Here is a 24351-nt window from a genome sequence, read left to right on the forward strand (position 1 = left end):
GATAAAATTTATGATCTTGAACATGGCGTGTGACTGGTTTTGCCGTATAGGCAAAGCAATAATAATTATAGCGATGCCGCGCGCGATCCCGACAAAACAGTGGCATTGCCAGCGGCGAAACAACAACGACAGCGAAAGAACTTGTGTTGAAATCATCCGAAATGTCCCCTGAATCAAATGTTCCGGCCAGGCTGATCATCGCCTCGCGCGAAAGCCGCCTCGCCATGTGGCAAGCCGAGCATGTGCGTTCGCGCCTGGCCGCGCTGTATCCGCAGTGTAGCGTCGAAATCCTCGGCATGACCACGCGCGGCGACCAGATCCTGGACCGGGCGCTGTCCAAGGTCGGCGGCAAGGGCCTGTTCGTCAAGGAACTGGAAGTGGCGATGGACGAAGGCCGCGCCGACCTGGCCGTGCATTCATTGAAGGATGTGCCGATGGAACTGCCCGAAGGCTACAGCCTGGCCGCCATCCTCGAGCGCGAAGATCCGCGCGACGCGTTTGTGTCGAACGACTACGCCAGCCTGGACGCGCTGCCGCACGGCGCCGTGGTCGGCACCAGCAGCCTGCGCCGCCAGGCACTGATCGCGGCGCGCTATCCGCACCTGACCATCCTGCCGCTGCGCGGCAATCTCGACACGCGCCTGGGCAAGCTTGATCGCGGCGACTACGCTGCAATTATCCTGGCCGCCGCCGGCCTGAAGCGCCTGGGCCTGGAAGAGCGCATCCGCGCCGTGCTCGACCCCGAATACAGCCTGCCGGCCGCCGGCCAGGGCGCGATGGCGATCGAGATCAGGAGCGAGCGCACGGACGGCGTCGACCTGTTCGCCTTGCTGGCGCCATTGAACCATCAGGCTACCTTCCAGGCCGTCACGGCCGAGCGCAAGGTGTCAAAAATTTTTGGCGGCAGCTGCCAGATTCCACTGGCCGCGTTTGCCACCGTCGATGGCGGCCAGATGCGCCTGCGCGCCATGGTCGCCACGCCAGACGGCGCACGCATGGCCAGCGCCGACGTGAATGGCCCGGCTGACGCACCCGAGCAACTGGGCCAGGCCGTGGCAGAATTGCTGCACGCGCAGGACGCGGCCGCCATTCTCGCCTCGTGCGCGGTGACTCCCGACCAGCACGAAGGCCTGGCGCCGCATGCCTGACCCTGCAACGGTGGTGATCACGCGGCCCGCGCAACAAGCCGCGCCGCTGGCCGCCAGCATTGCCGCACTCGGGCTGCCTGTGCAGTTGCTGCCCTTGCTGGAAATCCACGCGCTCGACGGGCAGGCAGAATGCGCGCACCTGAAGCGCGTACTGGCGCGCCTCGCCGACTACGACCTGGTGGCCTTTGTCTCGCCGAATGCCATCGACTGCGTGTTTGCCCACTTGCCCGCCTGGCCTGCCGGCGTGGCGCTGGCGGTGGTGGGCGAGGGCAGCCGAACGGCACTGGCGGCGCATGGTGTGCATGACGCCAATGCCACGATCACCAGCCCGGGCGTGCATGCGCGCAGCGATTCCGAACACTTGCTGCTGGCACTCGATTTGCCGGCCCTGCGCGGCAAGCGCGTGCTGATCGTGCGCGGCGACGGCGGCCGCGATTTCCTGGCCGATGGCTTGCGCGCGGCCGGTGCCGAGGTTGACTTCCTGACCGCTTACCGGCGCGCCGTGCCCAGGCTCACGCCAGGCTTGCGGGCGACCCTGGAACAGCTGTTGCAGCATAATAATGACTGGATCATCACCAGCTCGGAAGCGCTGCGCGGCTTGCTGTCCTTGCTGGCTGAAATGGACCAGGGAATTGATAGAGAAACGGCGTTTGTTGTAAAAATGAAACAGCAGCATTTGATCGTGCCGCATGCCCGTATTGCGCAGTCTGCGGCCGAGCTGGGCTTTGCCCGTGTGACCTTGACAGGATCTGGCGACGCAGGCGTGCTCGCCGCGTTACAATCACGACCATGAACGAAATGCCTACACACTCTGAACCGACTCCAACGCCTGGCAGCGCCGTCTTGACGACGCCTCTGGCGGCCGATCAACCGGGGGCCGCTCCTTATGGCCGCGCACCGACTCTGCTGGAGCAGCTGCAAAAGCCGATGAGCATCGCCGTCATCGTGCTGGCCGTGCTGCTCGCGGCACAAAGCTGGTCGAGCAGCAAGCAGATCCGCAACCTGCGCGAAGAAGTGGCCAAGCGCCTGCAAAAGGGCGACATCAGCAACGCCGAAACGGGCGTGATCGCGCGTAATGTGCAGGAAAGCAACAAGGAACTGGAAATCAAGGTCGGCGCGCTGGAAAACCGCCAGAGTGAAACGCAAAGCCAGCAACTGGCGCTGGAGCAGCTGTATAACGACCTGTCGAAGAACCGTGACGAATGGGCCCTGACGGAAATCGAGCAAGTGCTGTCGACCGCCAGCCAGCAGCTTCAGCTGGCCGGCAACGTGCCGGGCGCGCTGATCGCGCTGCAAAATGCCGACCGCAGCCTGTCGCGCTCGGACAAGCCGCAATTCATCACCATCCGCCGTGCCATCGGCCGCGACATGGAAAAACTGAAGGCCTTGCCGAGTGTCGATTCGACCGGCGTGGCGCTACGCCTCGATACCGTGATCGCGCAGATCGACGCCTTGCCGATGCTGTCCGACGAAACGCCGGCGCTGCCTGCCGCGCCGGAAAAGCCCGGCAAGCCAGCGCAGGCACAGGTGCGTAATGCGGCCGGCAAGCTGGTGGGGCCACCGGCGCCCGAACCGCTGCTGCAGCAAGTGCGCAATGGCTGGAATACCTGGAGCGGCGACATGTGGAACGACGTGCGCCAGTTGATCCGCATCCGCCGCGTCGATACGCCGGAAGCGTTGATGCTGTCGCCGACGCAATCGTACTTTTTGCGCGAAAACATCAAGCTGCGCTTGCTGAACGCGCGCATGGCGCTGCTGTCGCGCAACGAGACGGCGTTCAGGAACGATCTGATCGCGGCACAGGATGGCCTGGCCAAGTATTTTGACACGCGTGCGCGCGCCACGCAGACGGCGCAAAGCTTGCTGCGCCAGGTGCAGGCCAGCAACCTGACCATCGAAATGCCGACCTTGTCCGACAGCCTGACCGCTGTACGCAACTACAAAGCGAAGTCCTGAGCCCATGCGTCTATTTCTCTGGTTACTCGCCCTGATGGCCGCGGCGATCGGTATCGCCGTGACGGCCCGTTTCAACCCAGGCAATGTGGTGTTGTTCTACCCGCCTTACCGCATCGATTTGTCGCTGAACTTTTTCGTGCTGGCGCAGGTGACCCTGTTCGCTGTGCTGTACTTCCTGCTGAGGGCTTTGCGCGCCACCGTGCGCATGCCGGCCGAAGTGGCAGCCTACCGTTTGCGCAAGCGTGAACGCGACGGCAACAAGGGCTTGCGCGAAGCCTTGAAAGCACTGTTCGAAGGCCGCTTCGGCCATGCCGAAAAAGCCGCCCTGCGCGCCGCCGAACTGGAAGAAAACGCCGGCCTGGCGGCGCTGATCGGCGCACGCGCCGCGCACCGCATGCGCCAGTCCGAGCGCCGCGACAGCTGGCTGGCCCGGGTCGAAGGTGACGCTACCCTCAAAACCGCGCGCCTGATGACGGTCACCGAATTACTGGTCGACGACCACCAGCCGGAAGCCGCGCTGGCTGCCGTGCGCGAACTGAACGCCAGCGGCACGCGCCATATCCACGCGCTGCAATGGTCCCTGAAAGCCGAGCAGCAGGCGAAGAACTGGCCCGAAGTGCTGCGCCTCGTGCGCTCGCTTGACAAGCACCGTGCACTGCATCCGGCGCTGTCGTCGCGCCTGCGCGAACTGGCGTATGAGCACTTGCTGTCTGACCGTACGCATGACGCCGAGTCCTTGATGCGGGTCTGGTCGACTGTGCCGACCAGTGACAGGGTCAAGCCCTATATCGCCTGCCGTGCCGCCACCGCCCTGAACGCGCGCGGCCTGCACGACGAAGCGCGCCTGGTGTGCGAAGAGTCCCTGGGCGCCGACTGGGACGACCGCGTGGTGCGCATCTATCGCGAAGCGGCCGCGCCTTACGGCACGCCGGCCCTGATGCTGCAGATCGAGCACTGCGAACAGTGGCTGAAACAGCGTCCGCTGGACGCCGAGCTGGCGCTGACCCTCGGTTCGCTGTGCCTGAAACAGAAACTATGGGGCAAGGCCCAGCGCCATCTGGAGCAGGCCCTGTCCGACGCCAGCGATTCGCGCATGGTGCGCGACGCCCACCTCAAACTGGCGCAGATGCATGAAGCCCTGCAGCAGAATGAGCAGGCGGCCGCGCATTATCGGCAGTGTGCACTGGCAACCATTTTGTAAACCAGTGCGCCAACAAAAAACCCGTGTTGCGACGGGTTTTTTTTGGTCTTGCGGACCGGATCAGAATTTGAAATTGGCCGTCAGCAGCGCATTGCGCGGGTCGCCATACACGCCCGTGCCATACGAACCCATGCCCGGCATGTAGGTTTTGTCGAGCACGTTGTTGACGTTTAGCGCCAATGACAGGCGCGGACCCACCTGGTAGCGCGCCATCAGGCCCACCACCGCGTAGCTCGGCTGCGTGGCGCGCCAGCGGGCGGCCGTTGACAGCTGGTAGTACGTCTCGCTTTGCCAGGTCATGGAGCCGCCGACGGTCCAGCCGGCGGTCAGGGTCCAGGCGGTGCTCAGCTTGAACAGATGCTTCGGCTGGTTGGTATTGACTGCGCTCAGTGTCAGGTTGGGCTGCGGCGGAATATGCGAGGTGCGCAGTGTATAGCCGCCGGCCAGATTCCACGCCGGCGTGACCTGGCCCGACATTTCCAGTTCCAAGCCTTTGCTGGTGACGCCGGCGATGGGCCTGTAGATTTCGCCGCCGGTGATGCTGTTGATGCCCTGGTACTGTGGTGCATTGTCCTGCTCGATCTTGAAGATAGCCGCGCTGGCGTTGATTTTGCCATCGAGCCATTCGCCTTTCACGCCTGCTTCCATGCTCTTTCCCGTCAGCGGATCGAGGGAGCTGTCGCTGGCGTCCTTGTAATAGGTTTGCGGCTTGAAGATGTCGGTGTAGCTGGCATACAGTGACCAGGTGCTGTTCAAGTCATACACTACGCCCGCATACGGCACCACTTTCGCGCTTTCGTTCAGGTTGTCCGAGACGGACCGCACGCCGGCCACCGATACCTGGTAGTCGTACAGCTTGTACCAGCTGGTGCGCGCGCCCAGGATCACCGACAAATCATCGCCAGGGCGCAGGCGCACGGCCCCCGACACGCCTTTTTCGGTGATCGTGGTGTCGCGGTCGGCACGTCTGGTTTGCGCTGGCAGGCTCAGCACGCCATCCCACAGCCGGTAGTCGGGCACCGCCACCAGGCTGCTGGTGTACAGCTGGGCATCCTTGTTCTGGCGCGAATAGCCGGCGCCCAGCATCAGCTCATGCTGGCGGCCGAACAGGGTGAACGGGCCGGTGGCGGCCAGATTGGCGCTGTCAGTGCTCGCCTGGGTTGGCAGCGGGCCACCGAGAAGGCGTATGCCGGCGCCGGTTTGCTGGTTCATGTAGCCGTTGTAGGCCGAGCCGTACAAGACGTCCTTCGATTGTTTCAGGTGGCTGGCGGCGGCGTCCAGCTGCCAGCCATTGTCGAACGCGTGCTTGACGGTGGCAAAGGTGTTGGTGCTGTCGTTGTCCCAGTACGACCAGCGCGCGGCCGGGTTCAGCGAGCGGCGAAAGTGCGTCTGCGAGCCGTCGCTGTAGAACAGCGGCAAATGGCCGAAGGTGGCGCCGTCGGCACGGCTCTGCATGTAGTCGACGCCCAGGCTCACGGTGGTGCGCGGCGCCAGGTCGGCCTCGACGATGGCGTACAGGCTGCGCGTGTCGCGCTGGTAGTAGTCGATATACGAGCCAGCATTTTGCGCGGCGGCCACCACGCGGCCACGCAGGCTGCCACTGGCGTTCAAGGGGCCGGACACATCGGCCACGCCGCGGTATTTGTTCCACGAACCGATGCTGCCATTTGCCGAGGCCGCAAATTCATCGGTCGGGCGCTTGCGTACCAGGTTGATGGTGGCCGACGGGTTGCCGGCACCCGTCAGCAGGCCGGTCGCGCCTTTCACCACTTCGACCCGGTCATAGACTGCGCTGTCGCCGATAGCGGTGGTGTACTGGTTCGAGCTATCGAGGGTATTGGGCATGCCATCGAACTGGAAGTTTTCAATGGTGTAGCCGCGCGCATAAAAAGTGGCGCGCTCGCTGTCGTTGCGCCCGACGGTGACGCCAACGACCTTTTCCAGGATGTCGGGAACGCTGTTCAGGGCCTGGTCGTCCATCTGCTGGCGCGTGACGATACTGACCGACTGCGGCGTCTCGCGCATCGACAGGCCCATGCGGGTGGCCGTGGCCATCACCGGGGTGGTGTAGCTGCCACTGTTTTCTGTAACGTTGGGGACATCGGCACGCGCGGTGACGCTGACCGGCGCCAGCGTCTGTTCGCCGCCCGCCACGCGGCGCAGTGTATAGCCGCGATTGCCCTGGTCAACCACTTCCAGACCGCTGCCGGCCAACAGTGCGGCAAAGCCGGAGCCTGGCGTATGCGTGCCTTGCAAGCCCGGCGAGGTGCGCCCGCTGACCAGCGCCGGGTCATACGTCAATGCCACGCCCGCCGAGGTAGCGAACAGGTTCAGCGCCGAGACCAGCGGGCCGGCTGCGATCCGGTAGGGCCTGGCAGTGTCCGCCGCCGGGGCGGCGATGGCGACGGCCGGCAGCGACAGCGTCATCGCCATCAAGGCGCCACGCATGGCGATGGCAAGGGGAAGAAGAGTGCAGCGGTGATCAAGCATGATGGGCCCAGGTGATTGAATGACAGGTGGTTGGTGTTGCTTCTGTCTTGTAGGCCGCACGAAAAATAAAAAGATGAAAATTTTTCTGATTTTTTTTCAGGCCGCTTCCAGGGTTACCCAGTAGCGCGTCAGGCTGCGCAGACGCAGTGGGAACGATTGAACCAGCAACAGCAGCGCGCGGTCGGTGTCCGCCAGCGGAAATACGCCGGAAACACGCAGCTGTGCCACTGTTGCATCGCACATCAGGTGGCCACGGCGGTAGCGGCCCAGTTCGGCCACTACTTCGGCCAGGCTGCGGTCGTTGACCAGCAGGTTGCCGGTGTGCCACAGGCCGGCGCTTTCGTCGGCCTGTTCCGGGGCCGCGATGGCGCTGGCCGTCAGGCGCGCCTGCTGTCCGGTGCGCACAATCACGGCCTTGCCTGGCGACTGCGCGGCGCGCAGCTCGACGGCGTCGTCCAGTACGGCCACTTGCGTGTGATCGTCGAACTGGCGCACGGTAAAGCGGGTGCCCAGGGCGCGCGCAGCTCCGTGCCTGGTCTCGATGATAAATGGGCGCGTGTCGACCGGCGCGGCGTGGCCTTGCCGATGGCGGGCCGTCTCGACCAAGATTTCACCGGCCAGCAGCCGCACGCGCCGCGTCTGGAGATCGAAGCGCACGTCGATCGCACTGCCGGTATTCAAGGTCAAAAGCGAGCCATCGGCCAGCGCTATCGGCCTTTGTTGTCCGATGCCGGTGCTGTAGTCGGCCAGCAGGGGCTGCACCAGGCCATGTTGCTCTGCCTTCTGCCAGGACAGGTAGCCGAGCGTGCCGCTGCCTGCCAGCAGCAGCACGCTGCGCAGCACTTGGCGGCGTGCCTGGCCGCCGGAAGCCAGCCTGGCGCGCAGCACCGGGGAAGCGATGCCGGCCGGCGCCTGCTGCAAGGTGGCGCGCATCGCTTCGATGCGCTGCCAGGCGTGCTGGTGTGCCGGATGCGCTGCATGCCAGCGCAGCCATGCCTGCTGCTCGGCCTCGCCCGCGCTGCCCGAACACAGGCGCGCATACCAGGCCACGGCTTGTTTGCGCACGGCCGCGTCGTCGCGCGGCGGCGCCGTTATCAGTTCACTGAGCTCACTCATGGCGCCAGCGGATCGCAGTGTTCGACGCAGTGCTCAATGGCGGTGCACATGTAATTGCTGACCGTGCGTTTGGTCACGCCCAATTGCTGCGCGATCTGCTCGTAGGTCAGGCCGTCGAGCTGCGACAGCAAAAATGCTTGCCGCACGACCGGCTTCAGGCCATCGAGCATGGTGTCGATGGCAACCAGCGCCTCGAGCACGATGGCGCGCGCCTCAAGCGACGGCGCATGCGCTTGCGGCAGGGCGGCCAGGGCGTCGAGATAAGCGCGTTCGATATCCTTGTGGCGGAAAAAGTCGGCCATCAGGCCACGCGCGATGGTGCCCAAGTAGGCACGCGGCGCCAGCAGCCTCGGGGTGTCGCGGCGTGCCAGCACGCGCAGGAATGTGTCGTGTGCCAGGTCAGCGGCGTCAAGGGCATTGCCCATCTTGCGGCGCAGCCAGCCTTGCAGCCAGCTGTGATGGTCGTTGTACAGGGCGGTGACGTCCACTTGTGGAAGAACAGGAACGGAAGACACGGTGATTTTAGATAATAATGGTTCTCATTTACAAATCATAGCATTGTCGGGCTATCGGCGCCACTGTTGCAAAGTCGCTTGACAAAATAGCCATTTGGAGGCTGCTGCATCGCACAAGGAGCGTGTACTTCGCTATAATTGCGCGGTTAAAACACTGTCAGCACACACGAGGAAACCCCATGAGCTTGAATAAAGTGCCTTCGGGCCGCGATTTGCCGAACGACTTCAACGTGATCATCGAAATCCCGATGAACGCCGATCCGATCAAATATGAAGTGGACAAGGAATCGGGCGCGATTTTCGTCGACCGTTTCATGGGTACCGCCATGCACTACCCGTGCAACTACGGCTATGTGCCGAACACCCTGTCGCCGGACGGCGATCCGGTCGACGTGCTGGTCATCACCCCGTTCCCGCTGTTCCCTGGCGTGGTTGTGCGCTGCCGTCCTATCGGCGTGCTGAAAATGACCGACGAGTCGGGCGAAGATGCCAAAGTGCTGGCCGTGCCAGTCGACAAGGTCCTGTCGATCTACAGCCACTGGCAGAAGCCGGAAGACTTGAACGAACTGCGCCTGCGCCAGATCCAGCATTTCTTCGAGCACTACAAAGACCTGGAAAAAGGCAAATGGGTCAAGATCGACGGCTGGTACGGCGCCGACGAAGCCCGCGCTGAGATCCTGAACGGCGTTGCTGCTTACAAGAAAGAAACGGAAGGCAGCGCTTCGTAAGCGTCGCCATGCAATAAAAAATGCCCCCGTGCCAGCTTTGGCACGGGGGCATTTTTATTGGTGCAGGGCGCTCAGTGCGCGGCGATCACGCCCATTTGCAGCAGCGCCAGCACAAACACGCCCAGCACGATGCGGTAGGCAACAAAAGGCCAGTAGCCGCGGCTGCTGACGATGCGCAAAAACACCACGATCACGCCATAGCCGACAAAAAATGCAATGATCGTGGCCAGCAGGGTCGGGCCGGGCGCGACCGGGCCGGCCAGTGCCGAATGCCAGCTTTTATACAGCTGGTAAAAGCCCGACGCCAGCACGGCAGGGATGGCCAGCAGAAAAGAATAGCGGGCCGCAGCTTCGCGCGTGTAGCCCATCATCAGGCCGGCCGTAATCGTGCCGCCCGAGCGCGATACGCCCGGGATCAGCGCCATCGCCTGGGCGAAGCCGAAGATGATGCCGTCGCGCCAGCGCATGCGCGACAGCGGCAGCTCTTGGCGGCCATATCGGTCTGCCGCGCCCAGTATCAGGCCGAACACGATCAGCATGATGGCCGTCAGGTAGAGGTTGCGCAGATAGGTTTCGATGGCGTGCTGGAAGGCCAGTCCCAGGATGGCGATCGGCAGCGAGCCGATAATCACCAGCCAGCCCAGGCGCACGTCAGGATGGCTTTTCGCCGTCGCACTGGCGCCGCTGAAGGGCAGGGCGCCGAACCAGGCCAGGGCGATGCGCAGGATATCCTTGCGGAAGTAAATCAGCACGGCCAGTTCGGTGCCGATCTGGGTAATCGCGGTAAACGCCGCACCCGGGTCGGCGCCGGATGGTAAAAACGGGCCGATAATGCGCAGATGGGCGCTGGACGACACGGGCAGGAATTCGGTCAGCCCCTGGATCAGGCCCAGCAGGGCAGCCTCCCACCAGCCGATCATGCTGAAACTCCACGGCGCGCGTTGCGGCGGCCGGTCAAATTAAAAATTTGCAATTGCATTCACCAAAAAGAAAGTTGAGCGGAGCGGCCAACAAGGACCTGCAGGGCGGACAGTGCACGCCAGTTGCAGGCGTGACTTTTTCCAGCTTACCACAGCCGTATTACTTGTAAAACAGGCGGTTTCAGCCGCGGAACGGGCTGTGCTCGTTCAACTCGTCCAGGTAGGCATCGATGCCGCCCCGTTCCCGCTCCAGGAAGCGCTGTACGGCGTCAGCGAATGCCGGGTGGGCCAGCCAGTGGGCCGACCAGGTCTTTTGCGGCAGGAAGCCGCGCGCCATCTTGTGTTCGCCTTGGGCGCCGCCTTCGAAGGTGGCGATGCCCTGTGCGATGCAAAATTCCAGCGGCTGGTAATAGGCCGTCTCGAAATGCAGGCAAGGCACGTGTTCCAGTGCGCCCCAGTAGCGGCCATATAAAGTATCGCTGGTGTGGATGACCAGCGAGGCGGCAATCGCCCGGCCCTCGCGTTCGGCCACCACCAGCAATATATTTTCCGGCATGGCCGCGCCGATGCGCTCAAAGAATTCCAGGCTCAGGTACGGTGAGGACCGGTGTTCGGCATAGGTATTGCTGTAGCAGCGGTGAAAGAATTGCCACAGGGCCGGCGTGATGTCGCTGCCGCGCACCTGGCGCATGGTCACGCCCGCTTCCGCCACCTTGCGCCGTTCGGCACGGATATTCTTGCGTTTCTTGTGCTCGAGGGTGGCCAGGAACTGCTCGAAATTCGCATAGCCGGGATTGAGCCAGTGAAACTGCACGCCGCTGCGCAGCAGAAAACCGGCCTCTTCGAGCTGGCGCGCTTCGGCTTCGGGTGGAAACAGGATATGCGTGGACGAGACCTGGCTGGCTTGCTGCTGGGCCTGCAGAAAGGCCAGCAGGGCCGCGCGCGCCTCGCTGTCGCGCGCCAGCAGACGCGTGCCGCTGACGGGTGTAAAGGGGATGGCCGACAGCAGTTTCGGATAGTATTCGAGGCCGTGCTGCTGGTAGGCATCGGCCCAGGCCCAGTCGAACACATACTCGCCGTAGGAATGCAGCTTGACATACAGCGGCAGGGCGGCGGCCAGGGTCTCGCCCTGCCACAGCACCAGGAACTGCGGCTGCCAGCCGGATTCGGCACTGGCACAGCCCGATTCGTGCATGGCATGCAAAAAAGCGTACGACAGGAAAGGATTGGCTTCGGCTTGCAGGGCCAAGAGCGAGGACCATGCCGGCTCGCCAATTTCAGCCAGGGTAGAGACGATAGCCGTGCGATAATTCATTGTTGTGGTTTGCATTCATCACTCTCGGGTTGCTGGCATCGACCTGCATACCCCCGGGGCTGGCCCCGTCTTTGTTAATAAAACGAAATATCCAATATCATGACAGTCAAAGTCGCAATTGCTCAAATGAATAGTACGGTCGGCGACCTGGCCGGCAACCGCGCCAAAATCGTCGACCTGGCCCGCCGCGCCCATGCTGCTGGCGCCGATATCGTCTTGACGCCCGAACTGTCGCTGGTCGGCTATCCACCGGAAGATTTGTTGCTGCGCAATGCATTCTACGCAAAAACCCGACAAACGTTTGCGGCGCTGGCGCAAGACCTGGCGCAGTTCCCCGACCTGCATGTGGTCGTCGGCTTGCCGCTGCAAGATGACGGCAGCCTGGTGCGCCATAACGCCGCTTCGGTGCTGGTCAACGGCCAGGTGCTGGGCACCTACTGCAAGCACGATTTACCGAACACCACCGTGTTTGACGAAAAGCGTTATTTTTCATCGAGCGACCAGGCTTTTGTGTTTGCCGTCAAGGGCGTGCGCTTCGGCATTAATATCTGTGAAGACACTTGGTTCGCCCACGCCCCCGAGCGTGCGCGCGCGGCGGGTGCCCAGGTGCTGCTGGTGCCGAACGGCTCGCCCTACCATATGAACAAGCAGCATCTGCGCTATGAAACCATGCGCCAGTATGTGTGTGCGCAAGGCATGTCGCTGGTCTACGCGAATCTGGTCGGCGGCCAGGACGAGCTGATCTTCGACGGCGATTCGTTTGTAATGGACGCCGATGGCGTGATTTGCGCCCAATTGCGCCACTTCGAGGAAGACCTGCAGATCGTCGAATTCGATGGCGCCAGCCCCGTGCCGCAGCCGGTCGCTGCACCCCTGTCGACCGAAGCCCAGGTGTATCAGGCGCTGGTGCTGGGCGTGCGCGACTATATAGTCAAGAACGGCTTTCCCGGCGTGCTGATCGGCATGTCGGGCGGTGTCGATTCGGCGCTGACCCTGGCGATTGCCGTCGATGCGCTGGGCGCCGACAAAGTGCGCGCCGTCATGATGCCGTCGCAGTTTACGGCCGATATTTCGTGGATCGATTCGCGCGACATGGTAAAACGCCTCAATGTGCGCTACGATGAAATTCCGATCAAGCAAACCTTCGACGCCTTCCGCGCTACCCTGGCTGAAGAATTCGCCGGCTTGGCCGAAGACGCGACGGAAGAGAACATCCAGGCGCGCATCCGCGGCACCCTGCTGATGGCGCTGTCGAACAAGCATGGCAGTATCGTGTTGACGACCGGTAACAAGAGCGAGATGGCGGTAGGCTATTGCACGTTATATGGTGACATGGCGGGCGGCTTTGCGGTGATCAAGGATATTGCCAAGACCCTGGTTTATCGCCTGTGCGCCTGGCGCAACGGTGTGTCAGACGTGATTCCCGAGCGCATCCTGACGCGCGGGCCGTCGGCCGAACTGCGCGCCGACCAGCTGGACCAGGACTCGCTGCCGCCATACGACATACTCGACGGCATCATGCAACTGTACATGGAAGAGAACCGGCCGATCGCCGAGATTATCGAAGCCGGTTATCCACCGGCCGACGTGACCCGCATCACGCGCCTGATCAAGATCAATGAATACAAGCGGCGCCAGTCGCCGGTCGGCATCCGCGTCACGCACCGTGGCTTTGGCCGCGACTGGCGCTATCCGATTACCTCGAAATTCTTTGAATAAGATGGAGCTTGCTTTCACCCAACTGCTGAAAGGCCGGGGTCAGACCCGGCGGGTCTGACCCCAGATTTCCGCTGCGTTCACATGAGCGTCCGCGAATGAATAGCTGCTCAATCAACAAATTGTCGCATCATTATGTTTAAGAACCGGAGAAAGACATGAAACAGATTACCGCCATCATCAAACCATTCAAGCTCGACGAAGTACGCGAAGCCCTGGCCGATGTGAATGTGACGGGTTTGACCGTGACGGAAGTAAAAGGCTTTGGCCGCCAGAAGGGTCACACCGAGTTGTACCGTGGCGCCGAGTACGTGGTCGACTTCCTGCCCAAGGTCAAGGTGGAAGTGGTGGTTGACGACAGCGTGACCGAGCAGGTGGTCGACGCCATTATCAAGGCCGCCCGCACCGGCAAGATCGGCGATGGCAAGATTTTCGTGCGCAATATCGAACAGGTCATCCGTATCCGCACCGGAGAAACGGGCCCGGAAGCGGTATAAGCTTGCCTTGCATGGGGTGCTGGTGTCAGCGCCCCAACCGCATGTCAAATTTCCAGCTGATCAGCCGCATGATCGTAATGCCGCTGGCGCTGGTCCACAGCGCAAAGTCGTGCGCGACGCCAAAATGCTTCTGCAGCAGATAGGCCCAGCAGCCGATAAAGGCGCAGATCGCATACGGTTTGCCATCACGAAACACCATCGGCACTTCATTGCACACGATATCGCGCATCACGCCGCCAAAAATCCCCGTAATCACCCCCATCATCGAGGCAATAAACAGTGGCATGCCCGCGCGCATGGCTTCGGCCACGCCGGCAACCGCAAACATGCCCAGGCCAATTGCGTCGGCCACCACGATCAGCCGTTCGGAGACGATTTGCCGCAGATGCTGGATCAGCGGTGCAGCGGTGAGCGCCAGCACGAAGATCAGGATCGCGTATTCCTGGTGCGAAACCCAGAACAGTGGCCGCTTGTCGAGCAGGATATCGCGCAGCGTGCCGCCGCCAAACGCCGTAATAAAGGCCACCACGAACACCCCGACCAAATCCATGCGCTTGCGGCGCGCCTCGATAAAGCCGGAAAACGCACCTACCAGAATGGCGATCACTTCGATCAGTTTGATCAGTGATCCGGGCGGCAGTTGGGGTGGCATCATTGGGCGGCGGCCGGACTATTGCCCGGCAAAAAATAATAGCCACAGGTTAACATGACACGGCCCCGAGTGGTGACAAACGGGGCCGTGTTTTAAAGCAACTATTGACGAAGGAGGGTAGCGCTAGCGCACCACCTGCAGCGCCGCGGCCAGCAGCACCGTCAGCGCGCCGTCGCCGCCTTCCGAGCGGCGCGACTGGCAAAAGGCGATTACTTCCGGCTTTTGCACCAGCCAGCTGTGCACCATCGACTTGAGTACGGGTTCCTGTCCTTTCGAACCGAAACCCTTGCCGTGGATCACGCGCACGCAGCGCAGCTTGCGCCGTGTCGCATGGGCCAGGAAAGCGCCGATGGCGTCGCGCGCGTCATCGCGGCGCAAGCCATGCAAGTCCAGTTCATCCTGGACAGGCCAATGGCCCTTGCGCATTTTTTTCACCACGTCCGGTCCCACGCCAGGCGCCGCATAATTGACGGCCGGATCGTTTTCCAGGTAATGATCGACTTCGAACAGGTCCGACAGCGACTCGCGCAGCACGGCCGCATCGTCTTCCTCGCGGCTCAGTTTGCGCGCCGGCTGGGCTGACGTCATGGCTGGCGTTTTCGGCAGCGCCGGCACGTAGCGGTCCGACTCAGGCAGACGCTTGACGCCGCCGATGCTGGCCTTGAACAGATTGCCTTCCACCGCCTGCACTTGCGCCTTTTTTGCCCGCTCGGCTAGTTCCGCCGCGCGCGCTTCGGCCTGCTCCTTGAGCTGCTTGCTGACAGCTTTCAGGTCGGCAAAGTCTTTCATCGACGCCACCAGCTTACTCCTGGCCTTCCAGGTAGCGCTGCGCGTCCAGTGCCGCCATGCAACCGGTGCCGGCGCTGGTGATGGCCTGGCGGTAGATATGGTCCTGCACATCGCCAGCGGCAAACACGCCCGGCGCGCTGGTGGCGGTGGCCATGCCTTCCAGGCCGGTTTTCGTCTTGATGTAGCCGTTGTGCATGTCGAGCTGGCCTTCGAAGATGCTGGTGTTCGGCTTGTGGCCAATGGCGATAAACACGCCGTGCACATTCAACGCTTCGACCTTGCCATCGATGGTCGACTTGATGTTCAGGCCTGTCACGCCGCCTTCGTTGCCGGTTACTTCGTCCAGCGTATGGTTGTACTTCAGCACGATCTTGCCTTCGGCAACCTTGGCGTTCAGGCGGTCGATCAGGATCGCCTCGGCGCGGAACTTGTCGCGGCGGTGGATCAGCGTGACTTTATCGGCTATATTCGACAGGTACAGCGCTTCTTCGACGGCCGTATTGCCGCCGCCGACGACTGCCACTTCCTGGTTGCGGTAGAAGAAACCGTCACAGGTGGCGCAGGCCGACACGCCTTTGCCCATAAAGGCCGCTTCCGAAGGCAGGCCCAGGTATTGCGCCGACGCGCCGGTGGCAATAATCAGGGTGTCGCAGGTGTATTCGTGGCTGTCGCCTTTCAGGCGGATCGGCTTTTCATTCAGGAACGTCGTATGGATATGGTCAAACACGATTTCCGTGTTGAAGCGCTCGGCGTGCTGCAGCAAGCGCTGCATCAGGTCCGGGCCTTGCACGCCCATCGGGTCACCGGGCCAGTTTTCCACGTCGGTAGTGGTCATCAACTGGCCGCCCTGTTCCACGCCGGTGACCAGCATCGGTTTCAGGTTGGCACGCGCGGCATAGACGGCGGCGCTGTAGCCGGCAGGGCCGGAGCCAAGGATCAGAACGCGGGCGTGTTTGGTAGTGGTCATGATGGGGGCTTCTCTCTGTATGGGATCTATCCGAATTGGGGGCATTCACGTCAAGAACAAGGCAGTGTTGTGCTTGCGCAAGCTATCGCCGGATTATAGACCAAGCCGTCCACACAGACGAATCGTGGGGTCGTCTCGCACGCATATGGCTTAGAATACAGCCTATGATGGGGTATTCCATTAAAGAAACACTTATAGAACACATATCACCTTGCAGCGCTTCCCAGAATGACTAAACCAGCCCAGGCCAACCAGAACAGTTATACCCGCAAGCCGGTCGAGCGCCGCCCGTTGCCCAACCGGCTGGTACGGCTGCTGTCCGAGGCGCGCTGGTTCGCGTTTGCCGCCTTCGCCCTGTATTTCGTGCTGATACTGGCCAGCTTCAACAAGCTCGATCCGGGCTGGTCGCACGCCACTTCGGTCGACAAGGTGGCCAATCTCGGTGGCAAGCTGGGCGCGACCCTGTCCGACCTGCTGTTATATATCTTCGGTTTTTCCGCCTGGTGGTGGTGCGTGTGGCTGCTGCGCACGGTGTGGAACGGTTATCACCGCCTGAGCCGCCGCTTTCTGCTCGAACAGGAAGATGACGTCGAGCGCGAACACCATGTCGAGATGCTGATACGCATCGTCGGCTTTTCCATCATGCTGATCGGCAGCATGGGCCTGGAATACCTGCGCATGGCGAAAAGCCTGCACGTGCAGCTGCCGCGCGAACCCGGCGGCGTGCTGGGCCAGCTGGTGGGCCACTCCAGCCATGTCGCCTTTGGATTCACCGGCGCGACCTTGCTGTTGCTGCTGCTGTTTGCCCTCGGCTTCAGCCTGTTCTTCCATGTTTCCTGGTTGCAGGTGGCCGAGCGCATAGGCGCTGCCATCGAAGACAGTTTCAACTGGTTCGTGCTGCGCTACCGCGACCGCGAAGATCGTCGCCAGGGCGAAGTGGCCGCCGTGCGCCGCGACGAAGTAGTGGTGATCGAACGGGCCAAGCACGTGGAAAAACACGTCGCTGCGCCGCCGGTGAAAATCGAGCCGCAGGTGGTGGCCGTGGTGAAATCCGAACGCGTGGAAAAAGAACGCCAGGCCTATCTGTTCGAGGGTTTGGGCGACGGCAAGCTGCCGCCCTTGTCACTGCTCGACGAAGCGCCGGCGGTGGTGGAAACCGTGTCGGTGGAAACGCTGGAATTTACCAGCCGCCTGATCGAAAAGAAATTGTCCGATTTTGGCGTCGACGCCAAAGTAGTGGCCGCTTACCCCGGCCCGGTCGTCACGCGCTACGAGATCGAACCGGCCACTGGCGTGAAGGGCAGTCAGATCGTCGGCCTGGCGCGCGACCTGGCCCGTTCGCTGTCGCTGACTTCGATCCGGGTGGTGGAAACCATTCCCGGCAAAAACTACATGGCGCTGGAACTGCCGAACAGCAAGCGCCAGATCGTGCGCCTGACGGAAATTCTCGGCTCCAAGGTCTACAACGATGGCGTGTCGAGCCTGACGATTGCGCTGGGCAAGGATATCGCCGGCAAGCCGGTGGTGGCCGATCTGGCCAAGATGCCGCACTTGCTGGTGGCCGGTACTACCGGTTCCGGTAAATCGGTGGGCATCAATGCCACCATTCTGTCCTTGTTGTACAAGTCCGATCCGCACGACGTGCGCTTGATCCTGATCGACCCGAAGATGCTGGAAATGTCGGTCTACGAAGGCATTCCCCATCTGCTGGCGCCGGTGGTCACCGATATGCGCCAGGCCGGCCACGCGCTGAACTGGGCCGTCAACGAGATGGAACGCCGCTACAAGCTGATGAGCAAGATGGGGGTGCGTAACCTGGCCGGCTACAATACCAAGATTGCCGACGCCGCCAAGCGCGAAGAACATATTCCGAATCCGTTCAGCCTGACGCCCGATTCGCCGGAACCTCTGGAAAAACTGCCGACCATTGTCATTATCATCGACGAGCTGGCCGACCTGATGATGGTGGTCGGTAAAAAAGTCGAGGAATTGATCGCCCGTATCGCGCAAAAGGCGCGCGCGGCCGGCCTGCACTTGATTCTGGCGACGCAGCGCCCATCTGTAGATGTCATCACGGGCCTGATCAAGGCGAATATACCGACCCGTATCGCGTTCCAGGTGTCGTCCAAGATCGACTCGCGCACCATTCTCGACCAGATGGGCGCGGAAGCGCTGCTGGGCATGGGCGACATGCTGTACATGCCGCCCGGCACCGGTTTGCCGATGCGCGTGCACGGCGCGTTTGTGTCCGATGAAGAGGTGCACCGCGTGGTCAGCCATTTGAAGTTGCAGGGCGAGCCGAACTATGTCGAGGGCATCCTTGAAGGCGGCACCCTGGAAGGCGAAGGCGGCGAGGCCGGCGCCGCGCCGGGCGAGGGCGGCGGCGAGGCCGATGCCCTGTACGACCAGGCGGTGCAAGTCGTATTGAAGAACCGCCGCGCCTCGATTTCGCTGGTGCAGCGCCATTTGCGCATCGGCTACAATCGCGCGGCCCGTTTGCTCGAGCAGATGGAGCAAAGCGGTGTTGTCTCAACCATGCAGTCCAATGGCAACCGGGAAATCCTGGTGCCGGCGGCAAGTGCCGAACCAGGATAAAAAGAATGACCAAACACACTATCGCAACAAAATTTCTTATTGGTGCCACCAGCCTTGCCTGCGGCTTGCTGTTCGCGGCCAGCGCCTCGGCCAGCGCGCTGGAGCAGTTCAAGAGCTTCGCTGCCGGCACCAAGTCGGCCAAGGGCGAGTTCGTGCAGCGGCAAGTAAAAAAAGCGGACGCGGGCGGCAAGGCGAAAGTCTCCACCCCGGCCAGCGGCACCTTTGAATTCGCCCGTCCGGGCAAGTTTATCTGGACCTATCTGAAACCGTACGAGCAACTGCTGCAAGCCGATGGCGAGCAACTGTATATCTACGACAAGGACCTGAGCCAGGTCACCATCAAGAAACTGGGTGACGCGCTCGGTTCCTCGCCGGCCGCCATCCTGTTCGGCAGCAACGACCTGGAAAAGAATTTCACGCTGGCCGAAGCGGGCACGCGCGACGGCCTGGAGTGGCTGAAGGCGACGCCGAAAGCCAAGGACACGACGTTTGACGAAATCAATATCGGTCTGCGCAACGGCGTGCCCGAAGCGATGGAACTGCGCGACTCGTTCGGCCAGACCTCTATCCTGTCGTTCAAGAACTTCCAGAAGAATCCGTTGCTGGCCGCCAATCACTTTAAATTTGTCATGCCCAAGGGGGCGGACGTGATTAACAATTAAGCTCGTTTGCGTTAGTCGCGCTTGCTTGTCGACCGGCCTCGCAGCGATGCGGGGCTTTTGCATTTTTTACTGGACATCATCATGGCGGATCTGTTTTCCACCGAACCACGCCAGCCGCTGGCCGAAGCGCTGCGCCCGAAAATCCTGACCGAAGTCATCGGCCAGACCCATCTGCTGGGCGTGGGCAAACCGCTGCGCCTGGCTTTCGAAGCGGGCAAGGCCCATTCGATGATACTGTGGGGCCCACCTGGCGTGGGCAAGACCACCCTGGCGCGGCTGATGGCAAACGCTTTCGACAGCGAATTCATTGCCCTGTCGGCCGTGTTTGCCGGCGTCAAGGATATCCGCGCGGCGATGGACCAGGCCCGCAACAGCCTGGACCAGTTCGGCAAGCATACCTTGCTGTTTGTTGACGAGATTCATCGCTTCAACAAGTCGCAGCAGGACGCCTTGCTGCCTTTCGTGGAATCGGGCCTGGTGACGTTTATCGGCGCCACCACCGAAAACCCCAGTTTCGAGGTCAACTCGGCGCTGCTGTCGCGCGCACAAGTGTATGTGTTGAAATCGCTGACGGAAGACGAGCTCAAGCTGCTGTTGGCCAAGGCGCAGGCGAGCGCGCTGTCGCACCTGGTGTTCGAGGACGCGGCCGTCGACACGCTGATCGGCTATGCCGACGGTGATGCGCGCCGCTTTTTGAATTTGCTGGAGCAGGCCGACACTGCCGCCAGTTCGACCGGTACCACGACAATCGATGCGGCTTTTGTCGACAATGCATTGACGTTGAACTCGCGCCGCTTCGACAAGGGCGGCGACAATTTCTACGACCAGATCTCGGCCCTGCACAAGTCGGTGCGCGGTTCGAACCCGGATGCTGCCCTGTACTGGTTCTGCCGCATGATCGACGGTGGTGCCGATCCACGCTATCTGTCACGCCGCATCGTGCGCATGGCCTGGGAAGATATTGGCCTGGCCGACCCGCGTGCGCTGACCATGGTCAACGACGCAGCCGAAACCTATGAACGGCTCGGTTCGCCCGAAGGCGAGCTGGCGTTGGGGCAGGCGGTGATCTACCTGGCGATTGCCGCGAAAAGCAATGCCGGCTACAACGCTTTCAACCAGGCCATGGCCTTTGTCAAGAAAGACAAGTCGAAAGAGGTGCCGGTGCATTTGCGCAATGCACCCACCAAGCTGATGAAGGAGCTGGGCTACGGCCACGCTTATCGCTACGCACATGACGAGCCCGACGCGTATGCAGCCGGCGAAACCTATTTTCCGGACGGCATGATGGAGCCGGGCTGGTACAAGCCCGTGCCGCGCGGCATGGAAAGCAAGATCGCCGACAAGCTGGCATGGCTGCGCGAGCTGGACCGCAAAGCCGGCAAGCTCTGAGCGTCGTTCCACGCTTCAATCCTGCATTTTTACCGTTCGCGCCGCGTTTTTCGCCGCTGGTCGCAATCCGGTGGTGTTGCAGGTGTTCGCTGGCTAAAGTACCACCATACCAGCAGCACTTGACAACAACCCACACCACCAGGAGCCACATCATGAACGCACTGAAAAACATGGAAATCGCCTTTGTCGCCGCCGCCGTCCTGGCTATCGGTGCCAGCTTCGCCACCGCCGATGCACGTTCGGTCAGCGTCAGCGCCGACTCGGCCGTAGTGGCCCATGCGGTCGACACGTCGATGCCGGTAGTGACCGTCAGCGCCCGCCGCCTGAGCGCCGCCGAGAAAGCCGCCTTTATCTGATGCTGGTGGCCGGCAGGCCGGCCAGTGCAAAACTCGCAATCAAACGAACGGGTCTTGGTACAATGTGTGCTTCCTTATATCAGCACCGCCACGCACCCCATGATAGATATCCAATTACTCCGTAAAGACATCGCCAACGTTGCCGCCCGCCTGGCGACGCGCAAGTTCCAGCTCGACGTGGCAGGTTTTACCGCCCTCGAAGCCGAGCGCAAGGCGATACAGACACGTACCGAAGAGTTGCAGGGCAAGCGCAATGCGCTGTCCAAGCAGATCGGCATGTTGAAGGGCAAGGGCGAAGACACCTCGGCCGTGATGGCGCAAGTGGCTGGCCTGGGCGACGAATTGAAAGCCGATGAAACGGCGCTGGCGCAGGTGCAAGCCAGGCTGAGCGAATTCATTATGGCCGTGCCTAACCTGCCGCACGAATCGGCGCCGCTCGGCGAAGACGAAGCGGGCAACGTGGAAGTGCGCAAGCTCGGCACGCCACGCACGTTCGACTTTGAAGTGAAAGACCATGTCGACGTCGGCGCCGCGCTGGGCCTCGACTTCGAAGTGGCGACCAAGTTGACCGGCTCGCGCTTCTCCGTCATGAAAGGCGGCATCGCCCGTTTGCACCGCGCGCTGGCGCAGTTCATGCTCAATACCCACGTCGACGAGCATGGCTACACCGAATGCTATACCCCGTACATGGTCAACGCCGACTCGCTGCGCGGCACCGGCCAGTTGCCTAAATTCGAAGCCGATCTGTTCTCGGTGAAAAAAGGCGGCGTGGAAGGCGAGGGTGAGACCTTCTACCTGATCCCGACTTCGGAAGTGACCTTGACCAATATCGCCCGCGACGAGATCTTGCCGCTGGACCAGCTGCCCTTGAAAATGACGGCGCACACGCCATGCTTCCGCTCGGAAGCGGGCAGCTACGGCCGCGACACGCGCGGCATGATCCGCCAGCACCAGTTCGACAAGGTGGAAATGGTGCAGGTGGTCCATCCCGATACCTCGTATGACGTGCTGGACGAAATGGTCGGCCACGCCGAAACCATCTTGCAGCGCCTGGGCCTGCCATACCGCGTGATGTCGCTGTGCACCGGCGACATGGGCTTTACCGCCGCCAAGACCTTCGACCTGGAAGTATGGCTGCCGGCGCAGAATACCTACCGCGAAATTTCCTCGCTGTCGAACTGCGAAGCCTTCCAGGCGCGTCGCATGCAGGCGCGTTTCCGCAACGCAGCCGGCAAACCCGAACTGGCCCACACCCTGAACGGCTCCGGCCTGGCAGTCGGCCGCACCCTGGTCGCGATACTGGAAAACTACCAGCAAGCCGACGGCAGCGTCGAGATCCCGCCGGTGCTGCGCCCGTACATGGGCGGCCTGACCCACCTGAAGGCCTAAAAAGTCCTTCCCTTTTCTGTGCCGGCTGCTATAATCTTGCCTTCTCGCAGCAATGCAAGAAAAGACCGCAAGCAATGCGCAGTACCTGGAGAGGTGGCAGAGTGGTCGAATGTACTTGACTCGAAATCAAGCGTACGTTAAATCGTACCGTGGGTTCGAATCCCACCCTCTCCGCCAGAACAAATAAAAGAAGCTCCCGCAAGGGAGCTTTTTTTATTTGTGCCGGCGCAGAGGAGCACGCCCCCTGCGGGGCGTGCGCGTGGGATTCGAAGCCTTGCGCGTACTCGCGCAAGGCTCTCCGAATCGTCCATTCAGGTTTAAAAAATCCCCAAAGCGCGCCAGCGTAAAGGGATTTTTAGTAGTAAAACAAATATCCTCCACTCCCCCCTTCCATTTCCCTCCCACCCTCTATATAATCTTGCCTTCTCGCAGCAATGCTTGAAAAGACCGCAGCGCAAGCAATACCTGGAGAGGTGGCAGAGTGGTCGAATGTACTTGACTCGAAATCAAGCGTACGTTAAATCGTACCGTGGGTTCGAATCCCACCCTCTCCGCCAGAACAAATAAAAGAAGCTCCCGCAAGGGAGCTTTTTTTATTTGTTCTGGCGAAGAGGAGCACGCCCCCGGCGGGGCGTGCGCGTGGGATTCGAAGGGCTGGGCGTACTCGCCCAGCCCTTCGAATCGCCCATTCAGGTTTTAAAAACCGCCCAAAGCGCGCAGCGCAAGGCGGTTCCTACTCCAGCATCCACTGCAACCAAGCCACCCCCGCTATGGTAATCTACTCCCGGTTTCCTTCTCCCATCCCCGACCCACAAGCAAAAGCAATGAGCCAATTCTGGAGCCCCATCGTCACCCAGCTGACCCCTTACGTCCCCGGCGAGCAGCCCAAACTCCCCGGCCTGATCAAACTGAACACCAACGAAAACCCCTACGGTCCGTCGCCACAAGTGATCGCCGCCTTGAAAGAAGCGGCCACTGACAGCCTGCGCCTGTATCCCGACCCTACCGCCAGCGAACTGAAGCAGACTTTGGCCGGCTACCACGGCGTGACCAGCGCCGAAGTGTTCGTCGGCAATGGCTCCGACGAAGTGCTGGCGCTGGCCTTCATGGCCCTGCTCAAACACGACGCGCCGCTGCTGTTTCCGGACATCAGCTACAGTTTTTATCCCGTGTATTGCAAGCTGTACGGCATCGACTACCGCACCGTGCCGCTGGACAACACCATGCGCATCCGCCCGGAAGATTACAGCGGACCGTGCGGCGCCATTATCTTCCCGAACCCGAATGCGCCTACCGGCGTTGACCTGCCGCTGGCCGGCGTCGAGTCGATGCTGCTCGCGCATCCTGATGCGGTGGTGGTGGTCGACGAAGCGTATGTGGATTTCGGCGGCGAGAGCGCCATCAAGCTGGTGCAGCATTACCCGAATCTGCTGGTGGTGCAGACGCTGTCGAAATCGCGTTCGCTGGCCGGCCTGCGCGTCGGTTTCGCCATCGGCCACCCGGACCTGATCGAGGCGCTCGAGCGCGTCAAGAACAGCTTCAATTCCTATCCGCTGGACCGGCTGGCGCTGGCTGGCGCCGTCGCTTCGTTCCGCGACGAAGCGTATTTCCAGCAGACGCGCACTGCCGTGATCGACAGCCGTACCCAGCTGACCCAGGAGTTGACTGCACTGGGCTTCGAGGTGCTGCCTTCGGTGGCCAACTTCGTGTTTGCCCGCCACCCGCAGCACGATGCGGCGCAGCTGGCGGCCGGCCTGCGCGCGCGCTCGGTGATCGTGCGCCATTTCAATGCGCCGCGCATCAGCCAGTACCTGCGCATCAGCATCGGCAATCGGCAAGAGTGCGCGGCCTTGCTGGGCGCCTTGCGCAGCCTGGTGTGACAGGTTCAAAGAATGGAAGTTGTGCCACAATCGATGAATTCTTTCATCCATAACAATCGATAACAAGGGG

At 61.7% G+C, this 24351-nt stretch carries 21 protein-coding genes and 2 tRNA genes; 15 read left to right on the forward strand and 8 right to left on the reverse strand.

Annotation, left to right across the window (positions count from 1 at the left end; all coding sequences use genetic code 11):
• Window positions 1-161 precede the first annotated feature (161 nt).
• From hemC to ACQ4WM_RS16725, 4 genes are read left to right on the forward strand one after another with little or no spacing between them, the layout of a single operon-like run.
• Window positions 162-1148, forward strand: coding sequence for a hydroxymethylbilane synthase (gene hemC / locus ACQ4WM_RS16710; protein ID WP_436547801.1), 987 nt, complete (start codon window positions 162-164; stop codon window positions 1146-1148).
• Window positions 1141-1941 (forward strand): uroporphyrinogen-III synthase, encoded by an 801-nt coding sequence (locus tag ACQ4WM_RS16715; protein WP_436547802.1) that lies wholly within the window; start codon window positions 1141-1143, stop codon window positions 1939-1941. Before hemC ends, ACQ4WM_RS16715 begins: the two co-directional genes overlap by 8 nt.
• Window positions 1938-3104 (forward strand): uroporphyrinogen-III C-methyltransferase, encoded by a 1167-nt coding sequence (locus ACQ4WM_RS16720; protein WP_436547803.1) that lies wholly within the window; start codon window positions 1938-1940, stop codon window positions 3102-3104. Before ACQ4WM_RS16715 ends, ACQ4WM_RS16720 begins: the two co-directional genes overlap by 4 nt.
• A 4-nt stretch (window positions 3105-3108) precedes the next feature.
• On the forward strand, window positions 3109-4305 hold the full coding sequence (locus ACQ4WM_RS16725; RefSeq protein ID WP_436547804.1) for a heme biosynthesis protein HemY: 1197 nt from the start codon (window positions 3109-3111) through the stop codon (window positions 4303-4305).
• Window positions 4306-4365: 60 nt separating this feature from the next.
• On the opposite strand, the gene ACQ4WM_RS16730 is transcribed toward ACQ4WM_RS16725, so the two are convergent.
• The 3 genes from ACQ4WM_RS16730 to ACQ4WM_RS16740 all read right to left on the reverse strand — a co-directional run bounded on the left by ACQ4WM_RS16730 (window position 4366) and on the right by ACQ4WM_RS16740 (window position 8426).
• A complete protein-coding gene (locus ACQ4WM_RS16730) occupies window positions 4366-6795 on the reverse strand; it encodes a TonB-dependent siderophore receptor (protein ID WP_436547805.1) in 2430 nt (809 codons plus the stop codon).
• Between the two features lie 96 nt (window positions 6796-6891).
• Entirely contained in the window at window positions 6892-7911 is a 1020-nt protein-coding gene (locus ACQ4WM_RS16735) for a FecR domain-containing protein (RefSeq protein ID WP_436547806.1), read from the reverse strand.
• Window positions 7908-8426 carry a sigma-70 family RNA polymerase sigma factor gene (locus ACQ4WM_RS16740; RefSeq protein ID WP_436547807.1) on the reverse strand — a complete coding sequence of 173 codons (519 nt, stop codon included), beginning with the start codon at window positions 8424-8426 and terminating at the stop codon, window positions 7908-7910. Before ACQ4WM_RS16740 ends, ACQ4WM_RS16735 begins: the two co-directional genes overlap by 4 nt.
• 179 nt (window positions 8427-8605) lie before the next feature.
• Here ACQ4WM_RS16740 and ppa point away from each other — a divergent pair, with 179 nt between their 5' ends.
• Complete coding sequence (gene ppa / locus ACQ4WM_RS16745) at window positions 8606-9154, forward strand: inorganic diphosphatase (RefSeq protein ID WP_436547808.1); 549 nt, start codon at window positions 8606-8608, stop codon at window positions 9152-9154.
• 71 nt (window positions 9155-9225) lie between these two features.
• On the opposite strand, the gene ACQ4WM_RS16750 is transcribed toward ppa, so the two are convergent.
• Both ACQ4WM_RS16750 and ACQ4WM_RS16755 read right to left on the reverse strand, forming a co-directional pair.
• A complete protein-coding gene (locus ACQ4WM_RS16750) occupies window positions 9226-10074 on the reverse strand; it encodes an undecaprenyl-diphosphate phosphatase (RefSeq protein WP_436547809.1) in 849 nt (282 codons plus the stop codon).
• 181 nt (window positions 10075-10255) lie between these two features.
• Window positions 10256-11389: a GNAT family N-acetyltransferase gene (locus ACQ4WM_RS16755; RefSeq protein ID WP_436547938.1), complete on the reverse strand. Its 1134-nt coding sequence runs from the start codon at window positions 11387-11389 to the stop codon at window positions 10256-10258.
• Between the two features lie 99 nt (window positions 11390-11488).
• Between ACQ4WM_RS16755 and ACQ4WM_RS16760 the strand changes: the two genes are divergently transcribed.
• Together ACQ4WM_RS16760 and ACQ4WM_RS16765 are read left to right on the forward strand one after the other, a co-directional pair.
• The gene (locus tag ACQ4WM_RS16760; protein ID WP_436547810.1) at window positions 11489-13108 is read left to right on the forward strand and encodes an NAD+ synthase; all 1620 of its coding nucleotides are present in this window, start codon (window positions 11489-11491) and stop codon (window positions 13106-13108) included.
• Between the two features lie 155 nt (window positions 13109-13263).
• Window positions 13264-13602 (forward strand): P-II family nitrogen regulator, encoded by a 339-nt coding sequence (locus tag ACQ4WM_RS16765; RefSeq protein ID WP_065307165.1) that lies wholly within the window; start codon window positions 13264-13266, stop codon window positions 13600-13602.
• 25 nt (window positions 13603-13627) lie between these two features.
• Here ACQ4WM_RS16765 and ACQ4WM_RS16770 read toward each other — a convergent pair whose 3' ends face one another.
• The 3 genes from ACQ4WM_RS16770 to trxB form a co-directional block, all read right to left on the reverse strand.
• Window positions 13628-14257, reverse strand: a complete 630-nt coding sequence (locus tag ACQ4WM_RS16770) for a trimeric intracellular cation channel family protein (RefSeq protein WP_436547811.1) — start codon at window positions 14255-14257, stop codon at window positions 13628-13630.
• 120 nt (window positions 14258-14377) lie between these two features.
• On the reverse strand, window positions 14378-15043 hold the full coding sequence (locus ACQ4WM_RS16775; protein ID WP_436547939.1) for a Smr/MutS family protein: 666 nt from the start codon (window positions 15041-15043) through the stop codon (window positions 14378-14380).
• A 13-nt stretch (window positions 15044-15056) separates the two neighbouring features.
• Window positions 15057-16010 carry a thioredoxin-disulfide reductase gene (gene trxB, locus ACQ4WM_RS16780; protein WP_436547812.1) on the reverse strand — a complete coding sequence of 318 codons (954 nt, stop codon included), beginning with the start codon at window positions 16008-16010 and terminating at the stop codon, window positions 15057-15059.
• 228 nt (window positions 16011-16238) lie between these two features.
• Here trxB and ACQ4WM_RS16785 point away from each other — a divergent pair, with 228 nt between their 5' ends.
• From ACQ4WM_RS16785 to hisC, 8 genes are all read left to right on the forward strand, one after another.
• On the forward strand, window positions 16239-18605 hold the full coding sequence (locus tag ACQ4WM_RS16785) for a DNA translocase FtsK (RefSeq protein ID WP_436547813.1): 2367 nt from the start codon (window positions 16239-16241) through the stop codon (window positions 18603-18605).
• Window positions 18606-18610: 5 nt separating this feature from the next.
• On the forward strand, window positions 18611-19267 hold the full coding sequence (gene lolA, locus ACQ4WM_RS16790) for an outer membrane lipoprotein chaperone LolA (protein WP_436547814.1): 657 nt from the start codon (window positions 18611-18613) through the stop codon (window positions 19265-19267).
• An 81-nt stretch (window positions 19268-19348) separates the two neighbouring features.
• Window positions 19349-20656: a replication-associated recombination protein A gene (locus ACQ4WM_RS16795; protein WP_436547815.1), complete on the forward strand. Its 1308-nt coding sequence runs from the start codon at window positions 19349-19351 to the stop codon at window positions 20654-20656.
• A gap of 152 nt (window positions 20657-20808) precedes the next feature.
• Entirely contained in the window at window positions 20809-21012 is a 204-nt protein-coding gene (locus ACQ4WM_RS16800) for a hypothetical protein (protein WP_436547816.1), read from the forward strand.
• Between the two features lie 99 nt (window positions 21013-21111).
• On the forward strand, window positions 21112-22401 hold the full coding sequence (gene serS, locus ACQ4WM_RS16805; protein WP_436547817.1) for a serine--tRNA ligase: 1290 nt from the start codon (window positions 21112-21114) through the stop codon (window positions 22399-22401).
• 87 nt (window positions 22402-22488) lie between these two features.
• A tRNA-Ser gene (locus ACQ4WM_RS16810) sits at window positions 22489-22578 on the forward strand.
• Between the two features lie 290 nt (window positions 22579-22868).
• Window positions 22869-22958 (forward strand) — tRNA-Ser (locus tag ACQ4WM_RS16815).
• A 267-nt stretch (window positions 22959-23225) separates the two neighbouring features.
• The gene (gene hisC, locus ACQ4WM_RS16820) at window positions 23226-24281 is read left to right on the forward strand and encodes a histidinol-phosphate transaminase (RefSeq protein WP_436547818.1); all 1056 of its coding nucleotides are present in this window, start codon (window positions 23226-23228) and stop codon (window positions 24279-24281) included.
• Window positions 24282-24351 lie beyond the last annotated feature (70 nt).

Origin of the sequence: Janthinobacterium longum (assembly GCF_051380735.1) — a bacterium.
Classification (GTDB): Bacteria; Pseudomonadota; Gammaproteobacteria; order Burkholderiales; family Burkholderiaceae_D; genus Janthinobacterium.

Bases quoted from the DNA above. Each gene is read 5' to 3' on its own strand.
- ACQ4WM_RS16755 (WP_436547938.1), bottom strand. From the start codon at position 11,389: ATGAATTATCGCACGGCTATCGTCTCTACCCTGGCTGAAATTGGCGAG.
- trxB (WP_436547812.1), bottom strand. From the start codon at position 16,010: ATGACCACTACCAAACACGCCCGCGTTCTGATCCTTGGCTCCGGCCCT.
- ACQ4WM_RS16730 (WP_436547805.1), bottom strand. From the start codon at position 6,795: ATGCTTGATCACCGCTGCACTCTTCTTCCCCTTGCCATCGCCATGCGT.
- ACQ4WM_RS16760 (WP_436547810.1), top strand. From the start codon at position 11,489: ATGACAGTCAAAGTCGCAATTGCTCAAATGAATAGTACGGTCGGCGAC.
- serS (WP_436547817.1), top strand. From the start codon at position 21,112: ATGATAGATATCCAATTACTCCGTAAAGACATCGCCAACGTTGCCGCC.
- ACQ4WM_RS16785 (WP_436547813.1), top strand. From the start codon at position 16,239: ATGACTAAACCAGCCCAGGCCAACCAGAACAGTTATACCCGCAAGCCG.
- ACQ4WM_RS16735 (WP_436547806.1), bottom strand. From the start codon at position 7,911: ATGAGTGAGCTCAGTGAACTGATAACGGCGCCGCCGCGCGACGACGCG.
- ACQ4WM_RS16770 (WP_436547811.1), bottom strand. From the start codon at position 14,257: ATGATGCCACCCCAACTGCCGCCCGGATCACTGATCAAACTGATCGAA.
- lolA (WP_436547814.1), top strand. From the start codon at position 18,611: ATGACCAAACACACTATCGCAACAAAATTTCTTATTGGTGCCACCAGC.
- ACQ4WM_RS16750 (WP_436547809.1), bottom strand. From the start codon at position 10,074: ATGATCGGCTGGTGGGAGGCTGCCCTGCTGGGCCTGATCCAGGGGCTG.
- ACQ4WM_RS16715 (WP_436547802.1), top strand. From the start codon at position 1,141: ATGCCTGACCCTGCAACGGTGGTGATCACGCGGCCCGCGCAACAAGCC.
- ACQ4WM_RS16725 (WP_436547804.1), top strand. From the start codon at position 3,109: ATGCGTCTATTTCTCTGGTTACTCGCCCTGATGGCCGCGGCGATCGGT.
- ACQ4WM_RS16795 (WP_436547815.1), top strand. From the start codon at position 19,349: ATGGCGGATCTGTTTTCCACCGAACCACGCCAGCCGCTGGCCGAAGCG.
- hemC (WP_436547801.1), top strand. From the start codon at position 162: ATGTCCCCTGAATCAAATGTTCCGGCCAGGCTGATCATCGCCTCGCGC.
- hisC (WP_436547818.1), top strand. From the start codon at position 23,226: ATGAGCCAATTCTGGAGCCCCATCGTCACCCAGCTGACCCCTTACGTC.
- ACQ4WM_RS16800 (WP_436547816.1), top strand. From the start codon at position 20,809: ATGAACGCACTGAAAAACATGGAAATCGCCTTTGTCGCCGCCGCCGTC.
- ACQ4WM_RS16765 (WP_065307165.1), top strand. From the start codon at position 13,264: ATGAAACAGATTACCGCCATCATCAAACCATTCAAGCTCGACGAAGTA.
- ACQ4WM_RS16775 (WP_436547939.1), bottom strand. From the start codon at position 15,043: ATGAAAGACTTTGCCGACCTGAAAGCTGTCAGCAAGCAGCTCAAGGAG.
- ppa (WP_436547808.1), top strand. From the start codon at position 8,606: ATGAGCTTGAATAAAGTGCCTTCGGGCCGCGATTTGCCGAACGACTTC.
- ACQ4WM_RS16720 (WP_436547803.1), top strand. From the start codon at position 1,938: ATGAACGAAATGCCTACACACTCTGAACCGACTCCAACGCCTGGCAGC.